This is a genomic window from Njordella aestuarii (assembly GCF_056494165.1).
The window spans coordinates 3,484,299-3,503,002 of sequence record NZ_CM151397.1 but is presented as its reverse complement, the minus strand read 5'-3'; the positions used below and the strand labels follow the sequence as shown (position 1 = coordinate 3,503,002).

General features: G+C 51.1%; 12 protein-coding genes. 1 reads left to right on the top strand and 11 read right to left on the bottom strand.

Annotated elements, in window-relative coordinates; translation table 11 throughout:
• Positions 1-11: 11 nt before the first annotated feature.
• Complete coding sequence (locus SH451x_RS14065) at positions 12-2,942, bottom strand: PSD1 and planctomycete cytochrome C domain-containing protein (protein WP_479357614.1); 2,931 nt, start codon at positions 2,940-2,942, stop codon at positions 12-14.
• Between the two features lie 227 nt (positions 2,943-3,169).
• Here SH451x_RS14065 and SH451x_RS14060 point away from each other — a divergent pair, with 227 nt between their 5' ends.
• Positions 3,170-3,298: a hypothetical protein gene (locus tag SH451x_RS14060; protein ID WP_479357613.1), complete on the top strand. Its 129-nt coding sequence runs from the start codon at positions 3,170-3,172 to the stop codon at positions 3,296-3,298.
• A gap of 49 nt (positions 3,299-3,347) precedes the next feature.
• Here SH451x_RS14060 and SH451x_RS14055 read toward each other — a convergent pair whose 3' ends face one another.
• The 10 genes from SH451x_RS14055 to SH451x_RS14010 all read right to left on the bottom strand — a co-directional run bounded on the left by SH451x_RS14055 (position 3,348) and on the right by SH451x_RS14010 (position 18,555).
• Positions 3,348-3,875, bottom strand: a complete 528-nt coding sequence (locus SH451x_RS14055; protein WP_479357612.1) for a hypothetical protein — start codon at positions 3,873-3,875, stop codon at positions 3,348-3,350.
• A gap of 280 nt (positions 3,876-4,155) precedes the next feature.
• Entirely contained in the window at positions 4,156-4,794 is a 639-nt protein-coding gene (locus SH451x_RS14050) for an NUDIX hydrolase (protein WP_479357611.1), read from the bottom strand.
• Positions 4,795-4,798: 4 nt separating this feature from the next.
• Positions 4,799-6,520, bottom strand: a complete 1,722-nt coding sequence (locus tag SH451x_RS14045) for a DUF6798 domain-containing protein (protein WP_479357610.1) — start codon at positions 6,518-6,520, stop codon at positions 4,799-4,801.
• The gene (locus tag SH451x_RS14040) at positions 6,521-7,852 is read right to left on the bottom strand and encodes a replication-associated recombination protein A (RefSeq protein WP_479357609.1); all 1,332 of its coding nucleotides are present in this window, start codon (positions 7,850-7,852) and stop codon (positions 6,521-6,523) included.
• Complete coding sequence (locus SH451x_RS14035; RefSeq protein WP_479357608.1) at positions 7,849-9,552, bottom strand: outer membrane protein assembly factor BamB family protein; 1,704 nt, start codon at positions 9,550-9,552, stop codon at positions 7,849-7,851. The genes SH451x_RS14040 and SH451x_RS14035 overlap by 4 nt, the downstream gene beginning before the upstream one ends.
• A 138-nt stretch (positions 9,553-9,690) precedes the next feature.
• Complete coding sequence (locus tag SH451x_RS14030) at positions 9,691-11,025, bottom strand: outer membrane protein assembly factor BamB family protein (RefSeq protein ID WP_479357607.1); 1,335 nt, start codon at positions 11,023-11,025, stop codon at positions 9,691-9,693.
• Positions 11,026-11,299: 274 nt separating this feature from the next.
• Positions 11,300-12,154, bottom strand: a complete 855-nt coding sequence (locus SH451x_RS14025) for a ParA family protein (protein ID WP_479357606.1) — start codon at positions 12,152-12,154, stop codon at positions 11,300-11,302.
• Positions 12,155-12,207: 53 nt separating this feature from the next.
• Positions 12,208-12,813: a DUF4254 domain-containing protein gene (locus tag SH451x_RS14020; protein ID WP_479357605.1), complete on the bottom strand. Its 606-nt coding sequence runs from the start codon at positions 12,811-12,813 to the stop codon at positions 12,208-12,210.
• 434 nt (positions 12,814-13,247) lie between these two features.
• Positions 13,248-16,646, bottom strand: coding sequence for a hypothetical protein (locus SH451x_RS14015; protein WP_479357604.1), 3,399 nt, complete (start codon positions 16,644-16,646; stop codon positions 13,248-13,250).
• 319 nt (positions 16,647-16,965) lie between these two features.
• Positions 16,966-18,555 carry an AMP-binding protein gene (locus tag SH451x_RS14010; RefSeq protein WP_479357603.1) on the bottom strand — a complete coding sequence of 530 codons (1,590 nt, stop codon included), beginning with the start codon at positions 18,553-18,555 and terminating at the stop codon, positions 16,966-16,968.
• Between the last annotated feature and the right edge of the window lie 149 nt (positions 18,556-18,704).

The window sequence follows — 18,704 nt, the reverse complement described above, 5'->3', positions numbered from 1 at the left end:
CAACTCTAGTGTTAATCGATGTAAACGAATTCGTTCGTACGAAAGAGGGATCGGATAACCGCTTCCCAGGCCAGTAGGTCAAGCTGATCTGACGCAACGTTCTGACCTTCGTAGACATGCCGGATATTGGCAAGATAATTTTGTGATTCGGTCTGTTCTTCGCTGTTGACGGTCCGGCAAAAGATGAGCTCCCAAGCCTTCTTGATACGAGCTTCGTCCGTCGCTTGGGTTTCCAATAACTGTTTCGCGAGGCCTGTCGCCTGCTCGTGGACGAATTTGTCGTTCAGCAAATAGAGCGCTTGCAATGGAGTTGTGCTGATTCCCCGCAGCGCCGTACTCGTAGCAGGATCAGGACCATCGAAAATCGCGAGATACGGATGCCGCTGGATTCGCTGCGTCATCAAATATACGCTTCGCCGATTAGACTCATAAACCGCCTTGAATGGATTATGTTGCGTAAATTTCCATTCCGATTGCGGTGGAAATGGATGCGCTTCGCCAGGAGTCAAGTCTAAGTTCCCACCTAACATTAGAAGCGTATCACGAATCGATTCCGCATCTAAACGATGGCGTGGATACGAGCTAAGCAGCGTGTTCGCAGGATCGATGTCGGCGAGCTTCGGATGTTTGATCGAACTAAGTCGGTAGGTTCGCGATAGCATGATAACGCGATGGAGGTGCTTTAATGACCAACCATGTTCCATTAGTTCGCTTGCGAGCAAATCAAGCAATTCTGGATGAGTCGCAGGTTTACCTTGCCTGCCAAAGTCGTTGGGGGTAGGCACAATACCACTTCCAAAATGGTACTGCCAAACGCGATTGGCGATGACTCTCGCTGTGAGCGGATTTTTACGATCAACAATCCATTCGGCAAGCTGCAAACGCCCACTCGACGTGTCTGCGACTGGCAGTTCTTCGCCACCGAGTACCGATAAGAATCGGCGTTGTACGATGTCGCCCGGTTTGCCTGGATCGCCTTTCAACTGAACAGCCACGTCTTCGATCGATTGACTTTCCGCAACAGCATAAATCGTTTGAAAAGGTAATGGTTTGGACTGGTGCTGGTTCAGCAATTCTTTCGCAGTCGTCAGCGCTTTTTCCAGTTCCTCTTTTACAACATCAGTGCTTGCATCATTCACATCCTTTTCAGCTTTCTTTACGGCCGATTTCAATCGCTCCGTTTCAGCTTTGTGTTGCTCTTCATAAGCGTTTAGTTCGTTCTCCGCGGCCAGAACGACAAAATTTCGCTGTTTCTGATCGAGTTCGATACCTGGCCATGGATACCGGGTACTGTGAAAGATTCCGTACAAGGCGTAGTAGTCTTCCGCGGTGACTGGGTCAAACTTGTGGTTATGACATCGCGCACAGTTGATGGTTGTCGCAAGAAAAGTCTTGCCTAGGTTGTCGAGCGTATCTTCTATGGTCAAGTGCTGGGGATAATCGTCGACTCGAGAACCAAATCGCCGCGCATTGGAAATATAACCGGTCGCGATTAAACGTTCGCGCCGCTGAGTTTCACTGTCGCTTTCAAGCAAATCACCGGCAAGTTGCTCACGTACGAACTGATCGTAAGGCAGGTCTCTATTGAAGGCATCGATTACCCAATTTCGATAGAGGTGCATTTGCGGTATCGGGAAATCGGAATTGTCTCCCGCCGTGTCACTGTAGCGAACTATATCTAACCAGTGACGTCCCCATCGTTCACCATAATGTTTCGAAGACAGTAACCGATCGATCAGCTTCTCATACGCATTTGCGGTATCGTCGGCTAAAAACGCGGCGACTTCTTCGGGCGTCGGCGGCAAACCTATCAAGTCGTAGGTGGCACGTCGAATCAGCTGCAGTTTTTCGGCGTCGGGCGCTGGCGCGAGTCCGGCCGCTTCAATTTTCGCCAAGATGAACTTATCAAGGTCGGCGGTCGCCCATTCTCCGTCTGCTACAGCGGGAGGTGGTGAAGTGCTCAAGGGCCGAAGCGACCAAAAATCGCGAGCCTGTTCCCAATCGATTTCCGATCGTGCCTTCAATACCGCGATCGTATCCTCCGTTCGAGGATCAGGCGCTCGCATTCTAACCCACTTCTCAAGATCAGCGATTTGTTCGATTGATAATTCTTCGTCAGGCGGCATCGCAAGATCCGGCAGTTTGCGACGCACCGCTTTAATGAGCAAGCTTTCCTCTGCATTGCCTGGTAGAATCGCGCGATCTGTATCACCACCCTTCATGATCCCAACGCGGGAGTCAAGCAAGAGCCCGCCATCAGGTTCGCCGGCTTCGATGCTATGGCAACTGTAGCATTTGTCGATTAGTAAAGGGCGAATTTTACTTTCAAAAAAGTGGAGCTGAGTGTCTGTCAACTCCGTTGCGAACTGTCGATCGTATGGATCGGGTACGTTACCATCACCGGACCAAATCTCAAGCCCTGAGAAATTGGCTGCACCACCAAATGCACCTACCTGAATTGTTCCATCACGCACAACAGTTCGCCAAGGTCCTAATCGCTTCCACTGCCCCGCACTTCCGCTGTTATGCTCGAGCACAACCGTGCGTTTATTTAAGTTAATTGCGAATTTTTCTGGATTGTTGTCTTCCCAGCAGTAGAGAAAAACCTGATACACCCCGGGCGGAACATTTTGCAGTTCGACTTTGAAGTCGGAGCCCCAACGGCTACTGCGAATCATCTTTGCTCGCTGCGGATCTGTCGCGGGGACTAGCTGAATCTCTTGGCTATCAAACGCACTCGATTTCGAAACCACATCTGGCGTATCGCCCGCTTCCCAGTTCTGATCGTCAATTGTGAGGGCCGGGCCATTTAAATTAATTGCACGAAAGAACGTCGCAGAACTGTCTCCCGACGACTCCCCAAGAGCTTCAGAATTGTTAAGCACACACTGGAATATACAGAACAATAGCGCAGCAAAATACGTCAGGCGGTAGGTGGGCATAACCTGATTCACAAGGTGGGAAGGGAATGTCGAACCTCCACATTGTAAATTGAGTGTCGTTGAATGACATCGTGGCAATCAAAATTTTGTCTTTCACATTGATCGTACGCAAAAAACACAGCCAAATCCCTGGCATGAAGATTGCTTTAACAAGCTTTCGAATCGACCAGCCTTGAAACCACAAGAACGTTTCCCTGGCGATAATTAACGGCATTAAGGAACAAATAATGAGTAAGGCTTTGCGAGGACTAGTGGCTGGCTTCGGTGCATGGAAACTGGGCGGTGGATGTTTCTCGACTATCTTGATTTTTATTTTGCTATGGTGGCTACTTGGGAATTTCGGAATGTTTCAATAGGCCAGTGATCTTCGCCGCTCGCCGACCTTTTCCAGTTGTCGCGGAGCGTCTAGGGATTTTCTTCGCCTACGTGTGCAAGAATCGCGTGGCCCTTTGTGAGCCACGCTGCAGCAAACGCCCACACTGCGATCCACTCCATCCAGAATAGAAAGTTCCACCGCGTCAGTGTCTCTTTCAATTCGCCATACACGATGAAGAGGTAAACACCCATGACGAACATGCTGCCCAGGATAGTTAACCCGCTCAGGCGATAGATTGCATCGCGTTTCTCTTCAAGCGATTTGATGCTCACTCCCAAATGAGTGCGTGGAAAATGGTATAGCGAGTAAATTGCAAGAGTCGTAAAGAACGTTCCTCCTGCTAGAGTGTGCACGTACCCGACCAGAGTTGATTGCCTCAGTGGATCGCTGTTGGCATCGAGTGGGAACAAAGCAACGCTTATTGCTGACGCGCACGCAAAGTTGCCAGTCCAGTTCTCGCCCGTGTCGTAGCCGCGATAACAAAATAGGAAGATTCCAATTGAGCACATTACCCCTACAAAGACATCGCGAAGCGCCGTGTGGTAGTAGCTGCTCATATTTTCTTGGATCTCAATTCCAAAAAACATCCACCCGACGGGCCCCAGAAGCACCGGCAGTGAAAAGCCTAGAACACCAAGCGCTCTCCGAATTCCGAGATATGAAAGAACTAAACTTCGCGTAGGTGAATCTGAATCAACTTGAGTTGAGGTAGACAATGGGAAACGCTCGCGGCAGGTAATTTAGAAACTAGGTTCAGTTGCGCACGCTCTAGCTCCAGAGACTTGAAACATACCAACTCAAGCGTCCGAAGGCATTTTTTGTGCCTTTTCTCTGAACTTAGCCGGCGGTGCTGAAAAGTGCTACAAATTCAGCCAAGATCATTGCCGTTGCGCCCCAAACGAATTGGTCGCCGACGCGAAAACCGGGCGCGTCATAGTAGCTTGTTCCGCGCTGCATCGTCGCGATATGATAGTTATCGATGTTCTTCAGCATGTCGAGCGATGTCCAGATGAGCCGTGCTACCTCGTCAGGATTAGGCGTAAAGGTCGGTTCTCCGGTGCAAACTGCGAGGAACGGTTGGACGCGGTGATTGCTTCCATAAACGTACAGAGGTGTGAGCGGCGCGAGTAACTCTATATCGGTCCCTTCCACTCCCAATTCCTCTCGAAACTCTCGAATCGCACCAAACCAAGGGTTCTCGTTTGTCTCCAGTCGTCCACCTGGAAGCGAAACTTGCCCCCGATGGTCTCCAACTGTTTCGCTTCGCAGTGTCAATGGAAGCGACCAGACTCCATCTCGAAGTACCAACGCAAGTATAACTGCGGCGTCGTGCGCGTTGGCGGGCACTGGACCATGATGTCGTCCATAAGCCATTTCAGGCGCAAATTTTCGATGAACAGCGACACCAGGAAGCGGATGGCGGCATCGTTGCCTAAGCAATTGCATGGATTCTTGTGGCATAACAATAAGTTGCATCTATCTAAAGTCTGATCATTTGAAAAACAGCGTATGTTTCGTTCTCATACAATATTGGCAACGTAAGTGGTGAGGGGTCTGTTCGCTTGTCTTGTAGTATATAGTCGAAATGATATGAACGAGATAAGTCGATGGCTCGCACCATGTTTAACTGCTTCGGTCCGCCACGATCATCGGTAGGAAAAACCGCGTGGATTCGATCGAACCATTCCAGCAAATCAGCCGCATTTTGTGGCGAATCCTTCCAACATACAACTTCGGAGCGATGCGCGTACCACTTGAACGTCTGTTGATTTCGAGGCGTCAACCACAGCGACGTGGCCGGGCTGCGGTTTTTTATCCAATTACAGACGGATCGCCAATCTTGATAAATAGACTGATTTTGCACGGGGCTTCGACCACTTATCAACAGCGACTTCTCGTCTGCCGGCGGAACAACCGCGTTCTTGGCCGAAACATACTGGAACCAAAGTAAGTAACTCCCGGGAACCAACAAGAATAGCCAACACGCGGATCGCAGCCAAAAAACAGAAGCAGCCGATTTTTCGCACAAAGCGATGGTGTTGAGCGTTGAAAGTGTGAAGATACAGATCAGCACCGGCCATGAGACATCGTTCCAGCGAAACCAGTAGTAGCGAAGCAAGTTCGCGGCCCAATTGGTAGCCCATTCACCGAGAGCTGCATCGATCGCAATCCCCGCTGCTGCTAAGACTGGTCCGATGAGACACGTTAAAATTAACAGGTTCGAATCGACGAAACGCTTTCCAGCCGCTGGCCTTGTATCAATATTCGTCACCACCAAGCGGCTTCGCAAAAAGTGGGACGCTGCACCAACCACACAAGTCAACGCAATCAAGATCAAATGTGACTGAACGCGAAAGTCCGAAAAGCCTCGGAAAGTTAAATGATGTGGTAACCGAGTGTAAACGTAAATGATTGCGGCCCTGTCTGCCATTGCCGGCTCAACTCCACGATTGAGCGCTAACGCCGGGACAAGTCCGACTAGCAGGAACGCCAGTCCTATTGAAATGCAGAGGATCAAACGCGCTTGGTCGAGCTTCGACGTTGGCTGCGATCTTGTCGTGGATTCCGAAGTTGTACGAACGCGAAGAAACCTGCGCAAGACTGCTCTTGAGACAAAAGCAAGGCCGAGCGAGATGGCTATCCAACCGCCTGTAACGACGTGAAACGCACAAGCGATGCCGAAACAAATGAATGTCCATGACCAATCATGACGCATTGCTTTTGCTAGGGCAAAGAAGGAAAAAGCGTAGGCCACCGTTTTAGACTCGCAACCGCCAACAATCCATTCGCCAGACAAATGTCCCCAGTGAGAGGCAGCTAGAAACAAAGGAGCGGACGCAGCGCCGGCCAATCGCAACGGGGATAGCGTTCTGGCCAATGAAGACCAGCTTGCCGCGAGAAGTGCCCAGCAGATGAATCTGCCGATCCAGGCTGCTATCGGCAACGAAAAGAACTTGGTCGCGATTCCAAAGGTGGCGAAGAAGAACCAGTGCGCATCGGCCGACGATAGGAACAAATCGTCGGGGCAGAAGCTTGGATCCCAAAAATTTTTCGCTTTGGTCAAATAGTGAGACTCGTTTACGTTTGGCGTAAGCGTGCCTCCGTAGATCAGAAACATGCAGAATACAATCCAGGCATCTAAGCATCGATTCCAGTATCGATGCTCGCTATCCGTTTCTAACCGCGCCTTCATCTTGAACATCTAACCACTTGCCCGATCTTCGTTTCTTCCCAATTGTTTCCTTATGGTGTCAAGTCGAGAAGCCAGTTCCGTTTCAAAGCCTCGGTCGGTCGGATGATAAAACCGTTTGTCAACGCCAAGATACTCTTGCGCTGCAACACCGCTCGCGGCATCGTGAGCATACTGGTAGCCTTCGCCGTGGCCGAATGTCTTGGAGCCTGCATAATGGCCATCGCGCAAGTGCTTTGGAACAGGTATCGTTGTACCGTCGCGAACTTCTTTGCGAGCTTGTGATATCGCAGTGGTCGCCGCATTGCTTTTCGGCGCCAGTGCAAGATAAATAACGCACTGCGACAACGTTAATTGGCACTCGGGCAAACCGATGAACTCGCAAGCCTGCATGGCCGCCACAGCAATTGGTAACGCTTGAGGGTCGGCATTTCCGATGTCTTCCGAGGCTAGGATCACTAGTCGTCGGCACAAGAACCGAATATCCTCACCGCTCTCCAAGGCGGTGGCCAGCCAGTAGAGCGACGCGTCGACGTCCGAGCCGCGTATGCTTTTAATTAAGGCACTCGCGAGATCGTAGTGCTCGTTGCCACTGCGATCAAAGCGGATTGCTTTCTGTTGTACCGATTCGCGTATCGTTTCTTCGTCGATCGTATGCTGGCTGGGAGGCAGCGACAGAACGGCGATCTCAATCGCTCCAAGAGCTCGTCGCGCGTCCCCGTCGACCAAAGTCGCCAAATAGTCGAGAGACGAATCGTCAATCTTAAGTCTTCGCTTGCCAAAACCCCGTTCACTGTCCGAGAGTGCCCGGGCGATTATTTCTTTGATGTCAGATGGCTGCAGCGACTGAAGTTCAAAAATTTGGGAGCGGCTCAGCAATGCATCATTAATCGCGAAGAATGGATTACTGGTGGTGGCTCCGATCAACGTAACGATGCCTGATTCAACATCGGGAAGTAATGCATCCTGTTGTGATCTGTTAAAGCGATGAATTTCGTCAAGGAACAGAATTGGTCGTCGCCCAGTCGCGGCGACACGATCGGCCGCCCAGGCCAACACTTCACGAACATCCTTAACCGACGCCGTAACGGCACTAAGCGAGCGAAACTCTCCGCTCGTTTCCTTTGCCAATATGCGAGCAAGCGTCGTTTTCCCCGTGCCAGGAGGCCCATACAAAATGATGGAACCAAGCCGGTCGCTTTGCACCAGCCTTCGTAATAATTTTCCTTCGGCGAGTATATGCTGCTGCCCGACGACTTCCTCTAGCGTTCGCGGTCGCATACGGCTAGCCAACGGTTCATTGGCCGCATAGTTCTTCTCTTCGAGCCCAGCAAAAAGGTTCATTCTTCTTCCGCTTGCTCCACGGGGAGTCGCAGGCAGACGGCCTCTTCAGGATTACGGATTATCAAAAGGTTGCCTGCGAGCGTCGGAATATTCCACGTCACACCGTCGACCACTTTTATCCTCGCAAGTTCCTGCATATTTTCAGGCTCCGTTGCTACCACAATCAGTTCACCATCTTCACTGGAGATTAGCAGTTTGTCTCCAGATAAGATAACTTGGCCATGCCCAAAACGTCCCTTCATCCACTTCCGCTTGCCTGTCTCAAGATCAACACATTCCAGCTTTCCATCATTTAAGCCGTATGCGAATCCTTCGTGAACGATCGCCGAAGTCAATTTCGTTTTTAGAGATTTAGAGTTCGACCATTTCACGGAAACCGTCCAAAATTCATTGTCCTGGCGAACTTCGATTCGCTCGCAACCGCGTAGGTAGCCCTTGCTCAAGAGCAGCGAAGTGTCATCGATTTGCGCTACTTGCGACGTACTCGCGTCCCCCGAACTCTTGCTGGCCCAGGGATGATTCCAAAGCAATGCTCCATTCTCGGGGGAATAGCCCGCCACGTGCATTTCGCTGACTTGTACAATCTGCAATACACCATCAGTGGTTAAGAGTTGCGGTGAAGAGTAGCTGATCTGATCGTTGCCGTTAGTCCAAGCGACTTCTCCAGTATTCACGTCAAATGCCGCCAAAGTTTTTAGATCTTGATTTGGATCGCCTCCTTGAGGCAAAACGACTCGATCCGACACAATAAGCGGAGAACCACTTCGCGCCCAGGAGACAAACTTTTCGAAATCGACTTGGTTTAGTTTCGTGTCTTTCAACAAATCGCGCTGCCACTTCACTTCGCCAGTTGTTAGATCAGCGGCGATTACTTTTCCGATGGAGCTGAGCCCAACGACAGTGCCATTGTGAATTACAGGTGTTGTGCGCGGACCATGACCACCCATTGGATGAAAATGGGTGCCTTGCGTCTGAGCGGCCCATAACGGCTTTCCACTATCCAATCGAATCGCTAACAGTTGCTCGATTTCGCTGCCTGCCGGTTGTTCCATCGTGACCGCGATACCGTCCTTAACAGCAAAACTGGACCAGCCATAGCCAATGGGAATCCGCCAAAGTTCTTCCGGTGGGTTCGACTGCCAGTCGGTTTTCAGTCCTATATCTGGGTGCTTGCCGTCACGACTGTCTCCGAAAAACTGAGATGAGCTGACCGAAGTGAACTCCGCTGCAATGTCTTGCAAGGGCTCCGTTTGTGAGGCAGGCGATGTACCCGGTTCAAGTTGCCCATCCTGAGCCGTTCCCGCTGGCCGACTGGCAATTTCAGAAGAGATCGATTGCGAGCGTACGGACGATCGCGAGCGAAACTGCGGAACGAGTTCTGCGTTGAAGCCCTCGAAGCGATACATTGCTACGAACACCAATGCGAAAACAAGCGGTGTCACAGCGATTAGAATTCTTGCAACGATCGGTATCGCCCGTCGGCGTAACAACCAAAAGTAAAAGATCGTCAGTGAAAAGAGCGTTCCGATAGCGAACGCAACATTGGAAGCTGAATTGTCATATGCTCCCAGGAACCGGCTGATAGTGTATCCGATCAAGAAGACGCAGGCGGCAAATATCGGGCCTAGCAGTCCCCAGAATGATCGTTGCTTGCCCCGACGCTTCCGCTGCGGTTCGCCGTTTGTCGCGTCTTCACTCATGAGTCACTCAAATTGCCGTTACGAAAAAGCCAGTCCTTTTATTAGGCCGAAGCGTTCAAGCTGAACAGCCACCGGCCTTAGCTTATCGTAACTCTGAGTCGCAATATCGAATAGGCTAATCGACCGCCGACGACTGCCCTATCGCAACGAATACCTATAAAGTTTCTTGTTCGAGCGGATATAGATCGAACCTCCGTCGATGGCTGGAGTCGCCGCAAAGGACTCGTCCGAACCGATTTGGGACACACCGAGCGATTCAAGTTCCGACTTGGCAGCGATCACGTGTAAAACACCCGCATTAGTGATGTAAAAAATCTTGCCATCAGCCGCAATCGGCGACGAGTAATCCGTGCCTCGTCCGCGGCCGCCGCCGCTTCCACCAGCGGCGGGAGGTGCCGGTAGGCGACCTTGGAAGACTTCTTTGCCAGTTGCCGCATCAATGCAACTCGCGATTCCACCACTGATGCTATAAATCTTTCCGTCGTACAGCAGTGGAGTTGCGAAGCGACCACTCTGGTTTCCCGTCCAGAGAATACTGTCTTTAGTAACGTCTCCCTTGCCGGTTGCTTTGATTGCGATCGCGCCAGCTCCGCGACCTTCGATTGCGTAGACCGTTTCATTACCTACAATAACGCTCGAGTTGAATTGGTCGCTTTCCACCGCTTCGGCGTACCATCTCAGCTTTCCGGTCTGAGCGTCAATCGACCATATCTCGTAGGGAGCTCCAATAATCACCTGGGATGTTTCGCCCGTTTTGCTGACCGTTGCAGGTGTCCCCCAGACATCACCGAACGAATCTGAAGCTGCCCGCCAAGCTTCTTCGCCGGTGCGTTTATCAAGGGCGACGATCGCTCGCGACTCCGGGCCAGCGGTGACGATTATCAAGTCGTCCACCATGATGGGACTTGAAGAAGAACCCCATTTTCGAGGATCCGACTGCGAGCCGACGGTCTTGTTCCATAATTGATTGCCGTTCAGGTCCCAAGCATAAACGCCCGACTTTCCAAAAAATGCATAGACATTCTCGCCGTCTGAAACTGGCGTGTGGGAGGCATAACCATGGGATGGAATTCCCATTCCATCGTAGGTATCTTCGGGTTGCGCCGCCAGAACGTCACGGTGCCAAAGCTCACGGCCACTCTCTGCTTCAAAACAGTAAATGGAACGCACTAGGTCCGCAATTGAACCGTCGCGCGACGGTTCCCCATAGCCGGAATACACCGTGAGTATAACTTTGTCCCCAACGATGATGGGCGACGACACGCCTGCGCCAGAAAGTTCGACCGACCACAAGAGATTGGACGCATCGAAGCTAGTTTTGGTGACAGATTCCGATTCAGCTACGCCACTGCCATTGGGACCTCGGAATCGATTCCAATCCGCTTGGGCAGACATCGTGCCGAGGCCAACGGCGGCAGCGGCCGTAAGAATTCCAGTTAACCACACGCGCTGACGTAGTTTGAAACCGATCATATTGGAACCTTTGTTAAGCGGATTTCTGGCGACATTCAGTCATGCCCCTTTTAGAAGTGAGGCAGAAAACAATGGGCATGCAAACACAATTGATGCGTAGAAGTTTCGCGTAGGCCCCACCAGAAAATAGGTGTTCAGCGACCAAGGCAATCATCGGCAACGCCCCAAAGTGGTTGTTGCCCAGAAGCACAACCCTCTGATTGGTCGGCCATGCTGCCAAATCGGATGCATTTGATGCATGCGAAACGGCGGAATTGCGTTGGAATGGAGCCGGCTACTGGGCGACGACTGCGGTCTTTTGTGTTGTTTTTGCTGATGCAATTCGCGAAATCTGAGCGCGATCTTCCGCTTGAGCCAGCACTTCGTACGCTAACGCGAGATAGTCTTCAGCGCCATGGGAATTCGGAGCATAATCGAAAATCGATTGACCAAAGCTTGGAGCTTCCGCAAGCCGGATGTTCCTGCGAATCTTGGTCTCAAAGAATCTGGCTCCACTCCACGTTGTTGTACTGGAAGATTGATGTTCTATAAAGTCGGCCACATCGCGGCTGACTTCTTGAGCAAGCCTAGTCGAGGTCTCATACATACAAAGCACAATGCCGCTCAACCGCAGTTCGTTATTCAAACGTTTGGCGACGATATCGATCGTCTTAAGCAGCTTGCTCAACCCGTGTAAGGCAAGGAAGTGAGGCTGTAGTGGCAGGAAGACTTCGTTAACCGCCGTGAGAGCGTTCAAGGTCAAAACACCCAAAGAAGGCGGGCAGTCTAACAGTAGATAATCGAAATCCTGCGAGGAACAAGCGAGTTTGTCTTTTAAGATAATCTCACGCCCAACTTCTCCGGCCAACTCAAGCTCAGCTCCGGCCAAATCGAGGCTCGCAGGAACGACGCTTAGTCTGTCATCGACGCGATAGGTCACAGAATCCACAGTCGCATCGCCGCACAGGACATCGTAAATCGATCCAGAGTTGTTCGCATTTACCCCAACATGCAGTGACGCATGAGCTTGAGGATCAAGGTCTAAAATGCAAACTCGTTTGCCACAATTGGCTAACGCCGCAGCCAAGTTGACAGAAGTTGTCGTTTTGCCGACGCCACCTTTTTGATTCAGTACAGCTATTTTTCTCATTTGCATCGTCCTGACTTGAGATTTTCGTCGTGTTATGTTCTTCGTATTAGCAGCTATGAAGCTTGCTTGAGTCGGTTTTTGTAGAGGTAAGGATTCATCGTCGGATCGTTATACATTTTGAATTGACGATAAGTACGATGTCGCTTACTTCCTGCTTGGATCGCAGCCAGCAGTTGTTCGAGGCAAGTTTGAAGGTCTGACCGTTGGAGCTTGCAAATCGCGAGTCGATTCGAAACTTTCTCCATGTGGGCAGGCTCAACGTCCGTACGCTGCAATTGTTCTTCCAAATGATAAATACGCAGCGCCATGATTGACATGCGATCGATAATTGAACCTGGCGTTTCTGAGTTCTGAGGAGCGTTTTCTTTGGGCTCAATCCCCTGTTGGGTTATCAAATCGGACAAGTGATCGTCCAGTTTTTCAATCCAGTCGTTTCGCTGTTGATTAAGGCGATCGATGTTGCGTTTTACCTGCGCGATCTGGGAATCGGATACGTCGACCGAGCGTGCAATGTCTTCTTCGTGCCACAAGTCATAGTTGTAGCGATGCTGTTGGCAAGCAATCGCAACCTCTAAGTCGAACTCGTTCGAAAACGGTTCACTGTGCCAGTCCGCGGTCGTTTGCGTTTGCATGATTGCGATCTGCTGGACGTTGAACATTGACGGAATCCACTTGGCTTATGGAAAATTGGATGTTTTTATGAAGTTCGGAACGAGTGGAGTTTTAGCTGAAAAGGGTCATTGCTTGCAATATTGATCTTGGTATTTAGCGATTCGAGATTCGACCGTTTGTAGCTGCATTTGCCAGAGACTGGTCAAGCATTAGGAAGCTTTGCTGTTACGCTACGAGCACTGCTGGACAAGTCAGCAGTGGCACCCGTTTTCAGGATCTGTATTCAATCGAGAACGCACTCAGCTTCCACCGCGTTCTTGGCGAACGCAGCTACGGGAAGAGAGCAAACGTACAAGCGCACCGTGGCTGGCTTCGCCAGAAGCCGGTCAAGCATTGGGAAGCTTTACTGTTACGCCACGAGCACTGCTGGACAAGCCAGCAGTGGCACCCGTTTTCAGTAATTGCCCAATGTCAGCTTGGCTCAATTCGCACGTGGCTGAAAGACGTTAAAGTCGCGTGGAGATTGCAAGGCGGGGGGCGGAGCGAAATTCGGTGGCTGCTGATTGCCAGTCGGCGCATTTTGCGGCTGATTTAAAACGGGACCGTTGCCATTGCGATACTTCGCTGGCATCGACCCAGTCACAATGCGGAGTTGCGCCTGCAGATCTCCGCTGCGAAGATTAAAAATCCCATCATCGAATTCTGCACGGATACCCTCAGGTGCTTGTGGTGTTGGGCCTTGCACAAAAATGGCAGGACGATTTGGTACGCTACTGATCTTCATGATTTCATTCAATGCGTCGTAGCGACCTTCCATCGCTTTGAGCGATAGTAGTCCTCGTTCAGAATTCGAGTTTACAATTAAATTTCCTCGAGCGACAATCTCCCAAGCAGAGTTCGTACTATTGGGAAAACGGCGTTCCATTTCACGAACCGTCGGACGATCGCGAGTGCTATAAATCGAGAGCTCGTCTGTCTCCAGCTTCGTTTGTCCCGCCGAGGGAAGATTGATCTTGTCGACGTCGATTTGCTGCTGCCAGTCGTTAATTGGCCCCATCACAGTAGCGACACTCTGCCGAAAAGTTACCCGGTTTTCGAGATAGGAACCGTCCATTTGACCATAATATGTTAGATGGATGCACTGTAATGAGTCTTGAGGGCCAGCCTCTGCGGCGGAAGGCTGCGCAGCAACGGTTGTATTACGGCTGAAGCGACGTGATCGCAAGCTGCCTGGACCGGCTCCAACGACTGTTTGCTGCTGCGGAAAAACGTTCAGCTCAGGGACCTGGAGATGTTCCAGCGATCGACGTTCGCCCGCCAAGTTGGTCTGAGCTGCTTTGATATCCACGTTCCCAAGCAGTTGTACGGTGTTTACCTTCGACGACTCTTGACTGTCCGACTTTTCAAAAGCAGACCGCGTCAGTTCGACGCGCAATTCTTCGCTGCTGGACGCCAAGTGCCATAACGTTTGCGGATCACTTTGGAACTTTCCTGTGATTTGCACGCCATCGTTCATCGTGACCAGCATTCCGTCAAAAGTCATCTCGCCATTCCAGGTAACACGAGGTGGCTCGATCCATCGTCCCTCTTCTGAAGGTGCCGCTTGTTGCGGGTTCATCAACGGCGGAGCTTGTAAAGTAGAATTTGCGAAGCGAGGGTCAAATGGAGTGCCGACCTTGGATTTCGCGACCACTTCTGGAGGAATCGTCATCTCGCCAGCTTCTTTCATAAAGAGCAGTTGGCGTTGCTGGTCAAAATGGATGCTGCGGCCAATGATGTTGCCGGTCCCGACAAGGACGGTCGCTGGTTCGCCGTAAATGTCGATGGACGCGTCCTCTCGTCCGCTTCCCCGAATCGTCACGTTCTCACCGGTAATGGTCACAGGCCACGCAAACGTGTCGGAAAGGCGATCCTTGGTCATTGTGACGCCACCGTTCAGTTGAAGGTCGTCAATGATCGGGTCTTGATTCGGGATAAGAATCAATCTAGCGTCGAGCGTAGCTCCAGTCACAACGATCGGATTTGTCAAAGCGGGTTTACTACTAACGGGGATACTCGCTCCCGTCTCCGCACGCGTCGCAATCATGGACACGGCCGGATTCGTCGGTGTAGTTTGAGTGGGTACTAGTGTGTTAGGGGCAGCAGGTTGCGTTATTTGAGCGATCTGCGGCGGGCTCGTTGCTTGGTTTTCAATATGAGTGAACCACATCCGCAACTCGGCGACTTGCGCTCGCAGCGAAGGGGAATTCACAATGACATCTGTGAGAGCATGCAGTCGCATCGGCAGGACGTCGCCCATCGAAGTTTGCGATTCCGATCCGTTCCCTGTCGCAGTAGCTTTCTCGGATTGCTTAAGCCAGACCAGAATTTTATCGGCAGTGAATCGGCCTTGCCTATCGCTGCGCACTTGAGCGGAGCCGTCCACTGTCAGGAGGTCTTCAATGTCGTCTGGTCGTAATGTTAACGCGTTGGCCCAGTTGACGTTCCATGTTTCTCCTCTGGTGGTCGTCATCGACGCTTCGCCAGGACCTTCCGCCCATAGAACGCCTAGATGTTTGACGTTGGCGGCAGCTGATTCGGCGGACGGAGGCTGTAGTTTGTACTCAAGCTTGGGTGCCCAAATTTGAAGCTGCTCGCGACGCAAGTATACGGGAGAAGTTTCAATGGCAGTATCGGTCGGCAGGCGATTGGCAAAAACGATCGAGCTTTCCTCGAGTAAGATCTGCATCCAGCGCGCTTTGCAAGAAGCATCAAAGTTTGGCGACTCGACTCCCAACCAGCGGCTCTCGTCATTAACATTGATTGTGTTTGTTCCAGAGGCTTCAAAGCGAGCAAGCTTAAGATAGCCATCGTCGACTTCGAATTTTGGTGGTCCAAGTGTGCCGTCGTCGATCGCCGGGAGCGTCTGACTGCCCGCCGCACTTTCAAAATCGAATTCGAGATCTATCTGGTTCGCAGTAAAATAGTCAGTTGGATAGCCCGGCAGAACGTGCTGCAGTTTTACCTGTTCGTGCAATGAAGCCACCATTGCTTGGAAGTCAAAATTAAACGACCCTTTGCAGTTTACGAGCATTTTCGCGTTAGGCAACGTGGCATTCGGTGTCGCTTTTGAGAGGGAGCTACCGACAAGGCCGCCGTTCTTCAACTCGAGTTCAACCCTGTTAACGTAGATAACTTCCATCTGATTGAATCCACTGAATGGCCCGTTTGTGCTTGACGGTGCTGCAGTACGCGATCCGCTCAGAAGATCGTTCGTCATGGAGATCGAAAAGTCACGTCCGGACACTATTGAGTTACCGAATTTGATATCGACGTCTTGAGCGCTCCAAATTCTGTGACCATCGATCTTTATATGACTTGATTCGGCCTCGAAATTAACTGTTTTGATGCGACCATTTTCTAGCGAAGCGGAGCGGATGCTGACGTTTCCGTTGAGGTGCACGCTGGATAGCGGCGGAGTCTTGCCGCCAGTCCAGTCGGGGTCTCCGGCAAACTGAATTTCAGCTCCCTCCGGATTCTCGATGATGATCACCGACGTCGGCTGACGTACGCTTGAAGCTACGGGGACGCTGTCGTCATACTGTGGAAGCAGAATCGTTAACGGTTTCAAGCTGTAGCGGCGCGGCGCAACACTTTCAAACGTCTGAAATAATAGATCGGCTCTTGTGGTCTGGAGTCGTTTCGGTTGACCTTGTTGCCATTGACCCTCGGCGAACAAATTTCCCCACCAGTTTTCAACTTGATCATTATTGATGAAGTTACTCGTGATCACGCGTCGGTTATCTGCTCGCCATTCGACCCAAGAATTGATTGTGAGATAGTAAGCCCCCATCGCAATCGCGATGATCAAGAACATTCGAATGTATTCGCGAATGAACATTCAGTCGAAATGGGGCACAATAATGGGAGTTTGATTCATTTAGTTTGGCTAGAAGTAGCAGCAGTACATTAGCAAAAAGTGTATCCAAGGCGAAATCCCGATTTCAACAATGCTTGCTTAATCATTCGCCTACCATTGCTGGCTCTTCCAGCCGTGCTGATGGCGAAATGGTGAAGTTCTCTACTGTGACACGGGCTTCTAGTCGAAGTCAGCACCGATGCGATTGTCCGATGCGCCTGCATTCTTTTCGTAGCTGGGTTCGCCAAGAACGCGGTTGAAATTCGGTAGGCCTGGTTGTGGAGGGAGCATTCCGCCTGAGTTAGAGGTAAATTAGTTCCGCAACTTTTTCTTCGACAAACCTCTCTAACTGTTTACGGTTCCAGTTACCCTTAAACGTTTTGAGCGTTGGCAAACGATGATCTTGTGCACTAACGTAGAGAAACGACGAAGGATGGCAGTGCCGCGGCAGGCCGATTAAATAGTCTTGCAGCCATTCTTTCTCAAGTGAGTCGCCTGGATCAGGAGCATTGAGCGTTATAAGCACGCAAGTAAGCTTCCCTTTAGATCTTACGATCGCACAGTCTTCGACTTTGGGATGCTGACGCAGGAGCACTTCAATTGGCAGTGGGTCGACTTTGTAACCGTTCGGCAGTGTTATCTGATCGTCCACACGCCCCACAATTTTCCAATCGCCGTTACTATTTTGCTCGGCAATATCCCCCGTTGCCAGCCAGCCATCGCGCATCCGTAATGCCGTTGCTGCCGGATCGTTCCAATATCCAAGCATCACGCCTGGACCGCTCACGAGTAGATGGTTTTCTTTATCCAGTGCCAGTTTGACGCCGGCGACAGGTCGCCCAATAGAATTCGATTTAACATGGCCAAAGCGATTTGAACAAACAACCGGTGATGTTTCGGTGAGCCCATAGCCTTGGTGAATTGGGTGGCTATGTTGGTGGAATAGCGTAAAGAGATTGTCGTTCAGCGCTGCTCCGCCACTCGCTAGCATGCGTAGCTTCCCGCCAAGCAGTGATTTAAAGCTCGACGCACTCTCAAGTCCAACATCGCGTACTAACCGTTCGTAGATGATAGGCACTGCGTTGACGAGTTGTGGCTGTAGTTCGTCACAGGATTCAACGAAACTGGAATAATTCGGTACGCACGCGAGGCGGCCGCCAGCGATGGCCCAGGTGGAAAGTTCGCACGTTCGCGCGTAGGCGTGTGAGAAAGGTAGCAAGTTGATTCTCAGATCCGATTCGAACTGTGGCATGGCGTCGAGTTTTGCGATTGCATTGCAAATCAAGTTGCCGTGGGACAGCGTAACTAGTTTCGGCAGCGTTGACGTCCCTGAGGTATGAAGTATTTGAGCAGGAGACGACAGAGCCATTCGCAGTTGATCAGTGCTGAGAAACTTCGTAGTGCAGCGCTTGATTTCAGCCAAGCAAAACTCGAGAAACTGAGTTCGGCTGTCGCTCAGAATGGATTCGGCCAGACCCAAAACATGGAGATCATCGAGGTGAACAGGATTGAGGGTTGCCGGAATATTTCGAATGCTGTCGGCATCACAAATAAATGGTGCAGTCGAATCGATTTTTGATTTCAACGCCTCAATCTGGTCGGAACTGCAGCGAGTGTCGACACATGCATGCAGTTTGTCGGCCGACGCGCATCCCATATCCAATGCCATCCAGGCAAGCCCGTTTGATTTGCAGCTGACGATAATGTTCGTGCATTCGCTTTCGCGGAACTGCAGCCATCGGATGACTGCAAAAATAGACGCGCCCAAAAGCTGATACGAAATCGCGCGCCAGCCCTGCTCCGTCCGAATCATCCAACCAATCTGGTTGGGCTGGTCGATGGCGCGCTGTAGCACGTAGGCGTGGAGGCGGTGGTAGCGTGGAGTAACCATCTTTAGCGACAATTTTAGCAGTGCTGCTGGTCTGTCAGAAACGGTAAACTTTATCGTTTGAGTAAACTGGGAAAAACCGCTGTTTGCATGCTAAAGCTGGCTCCATGCGATAATGCGGCGACTGCGCAAGTCTTTGAATGATAGCTATT

Excerpts from the sequence above, each read along its gene's own strand:
- SH451x_RS14050 (WP_479357611.1), bottom strand. The coding sequence starts at position 4,794 with ATGCAACTTATTGTTATGCCACAAGAATCCATGCAATTGCTTAGGCAA.
- SH451x_RS14040 (WP_479357609.1), bottom strand. The coding sequence starts at position 7,852 with ATGAACCTTTTTGCTGGGCTCGAAGAGAAGAACTATGCGGCCAATGAA.
- SH451x_RS14055 (WP_479357612.1), bottom strand. The coding sequence starts at position 3,875 with ATGAGCAGCTACTACCACACGGCGCTTCGCGATGTCTTTGTAGGGGTA.
- SH451x_RS14015 (WP_479357604.1), bottom strand. The coding sequence starts at position 16,646 with ATGTTCATTCGCGAATACATTCGAATGTTCTTGATCATCGCGATTGCG.
- SH451x_RS14060 (WP_479357613.1), top strand. The coding sequence starts at position 3,170 with ATGAGTAAGGCTTTGCGAGGACTAGTGGCTGGCTTCGGTGCATGGAAA.
- SH451x_RS14030 (WP_479357607.1), bottom strand. The coding sequence starts at position 11,025 with ATGATCGGTTTCAAACTACGTCAGCGCGTGTGGTTAACTGGAATTCTT.
- SH451x_RS14065 (WP_479357614.1), bottom strand. The coding sequence starts at position 2,942 with ATGCCCACCTACCGCCTGACGTATTTTGCTGCGCTATTGTTCTGTATA.
- SH451x_RS14035 (WP_479357608.1), bottom strand. The coding sequence starts at position 9,552 with ATGAGTGAAGACGCGACAAACGGCGAACCGCAGCGGAAGCGTCGGGGC.
- SH451x_RS14025 (WP_479357606.1), bottom strand. The coding sequence starts at position 12,154 with ATGAGAAAAATAGCTGTACTGAATCAAAAAGGTGGCGTCGGCAAAACG.
- SH451x_RS14010 (WP_479357603.1), bottom strand. The coding sequence starts at position 18,555 with ATGGTTACTCCACGCTACCACCGCCTCCACGCCTACGTGCTACAGCGC.
- SH451x_RS14020 (WP_479357605.1), bottom strand. The coding sequence starts at position 12,813 with ATGTTCAACGTCCAGCAGATCGCAATCATGCAAACGCAAACGACCGCG.
- SH451x_RS14045 (WP_479357610.1), bottom strand. The coding sequence starts at position 6,520 with ATGTTCAAGATGAAGGCGCGGTTAGAAACGGATAGCGAGCATCGATAC.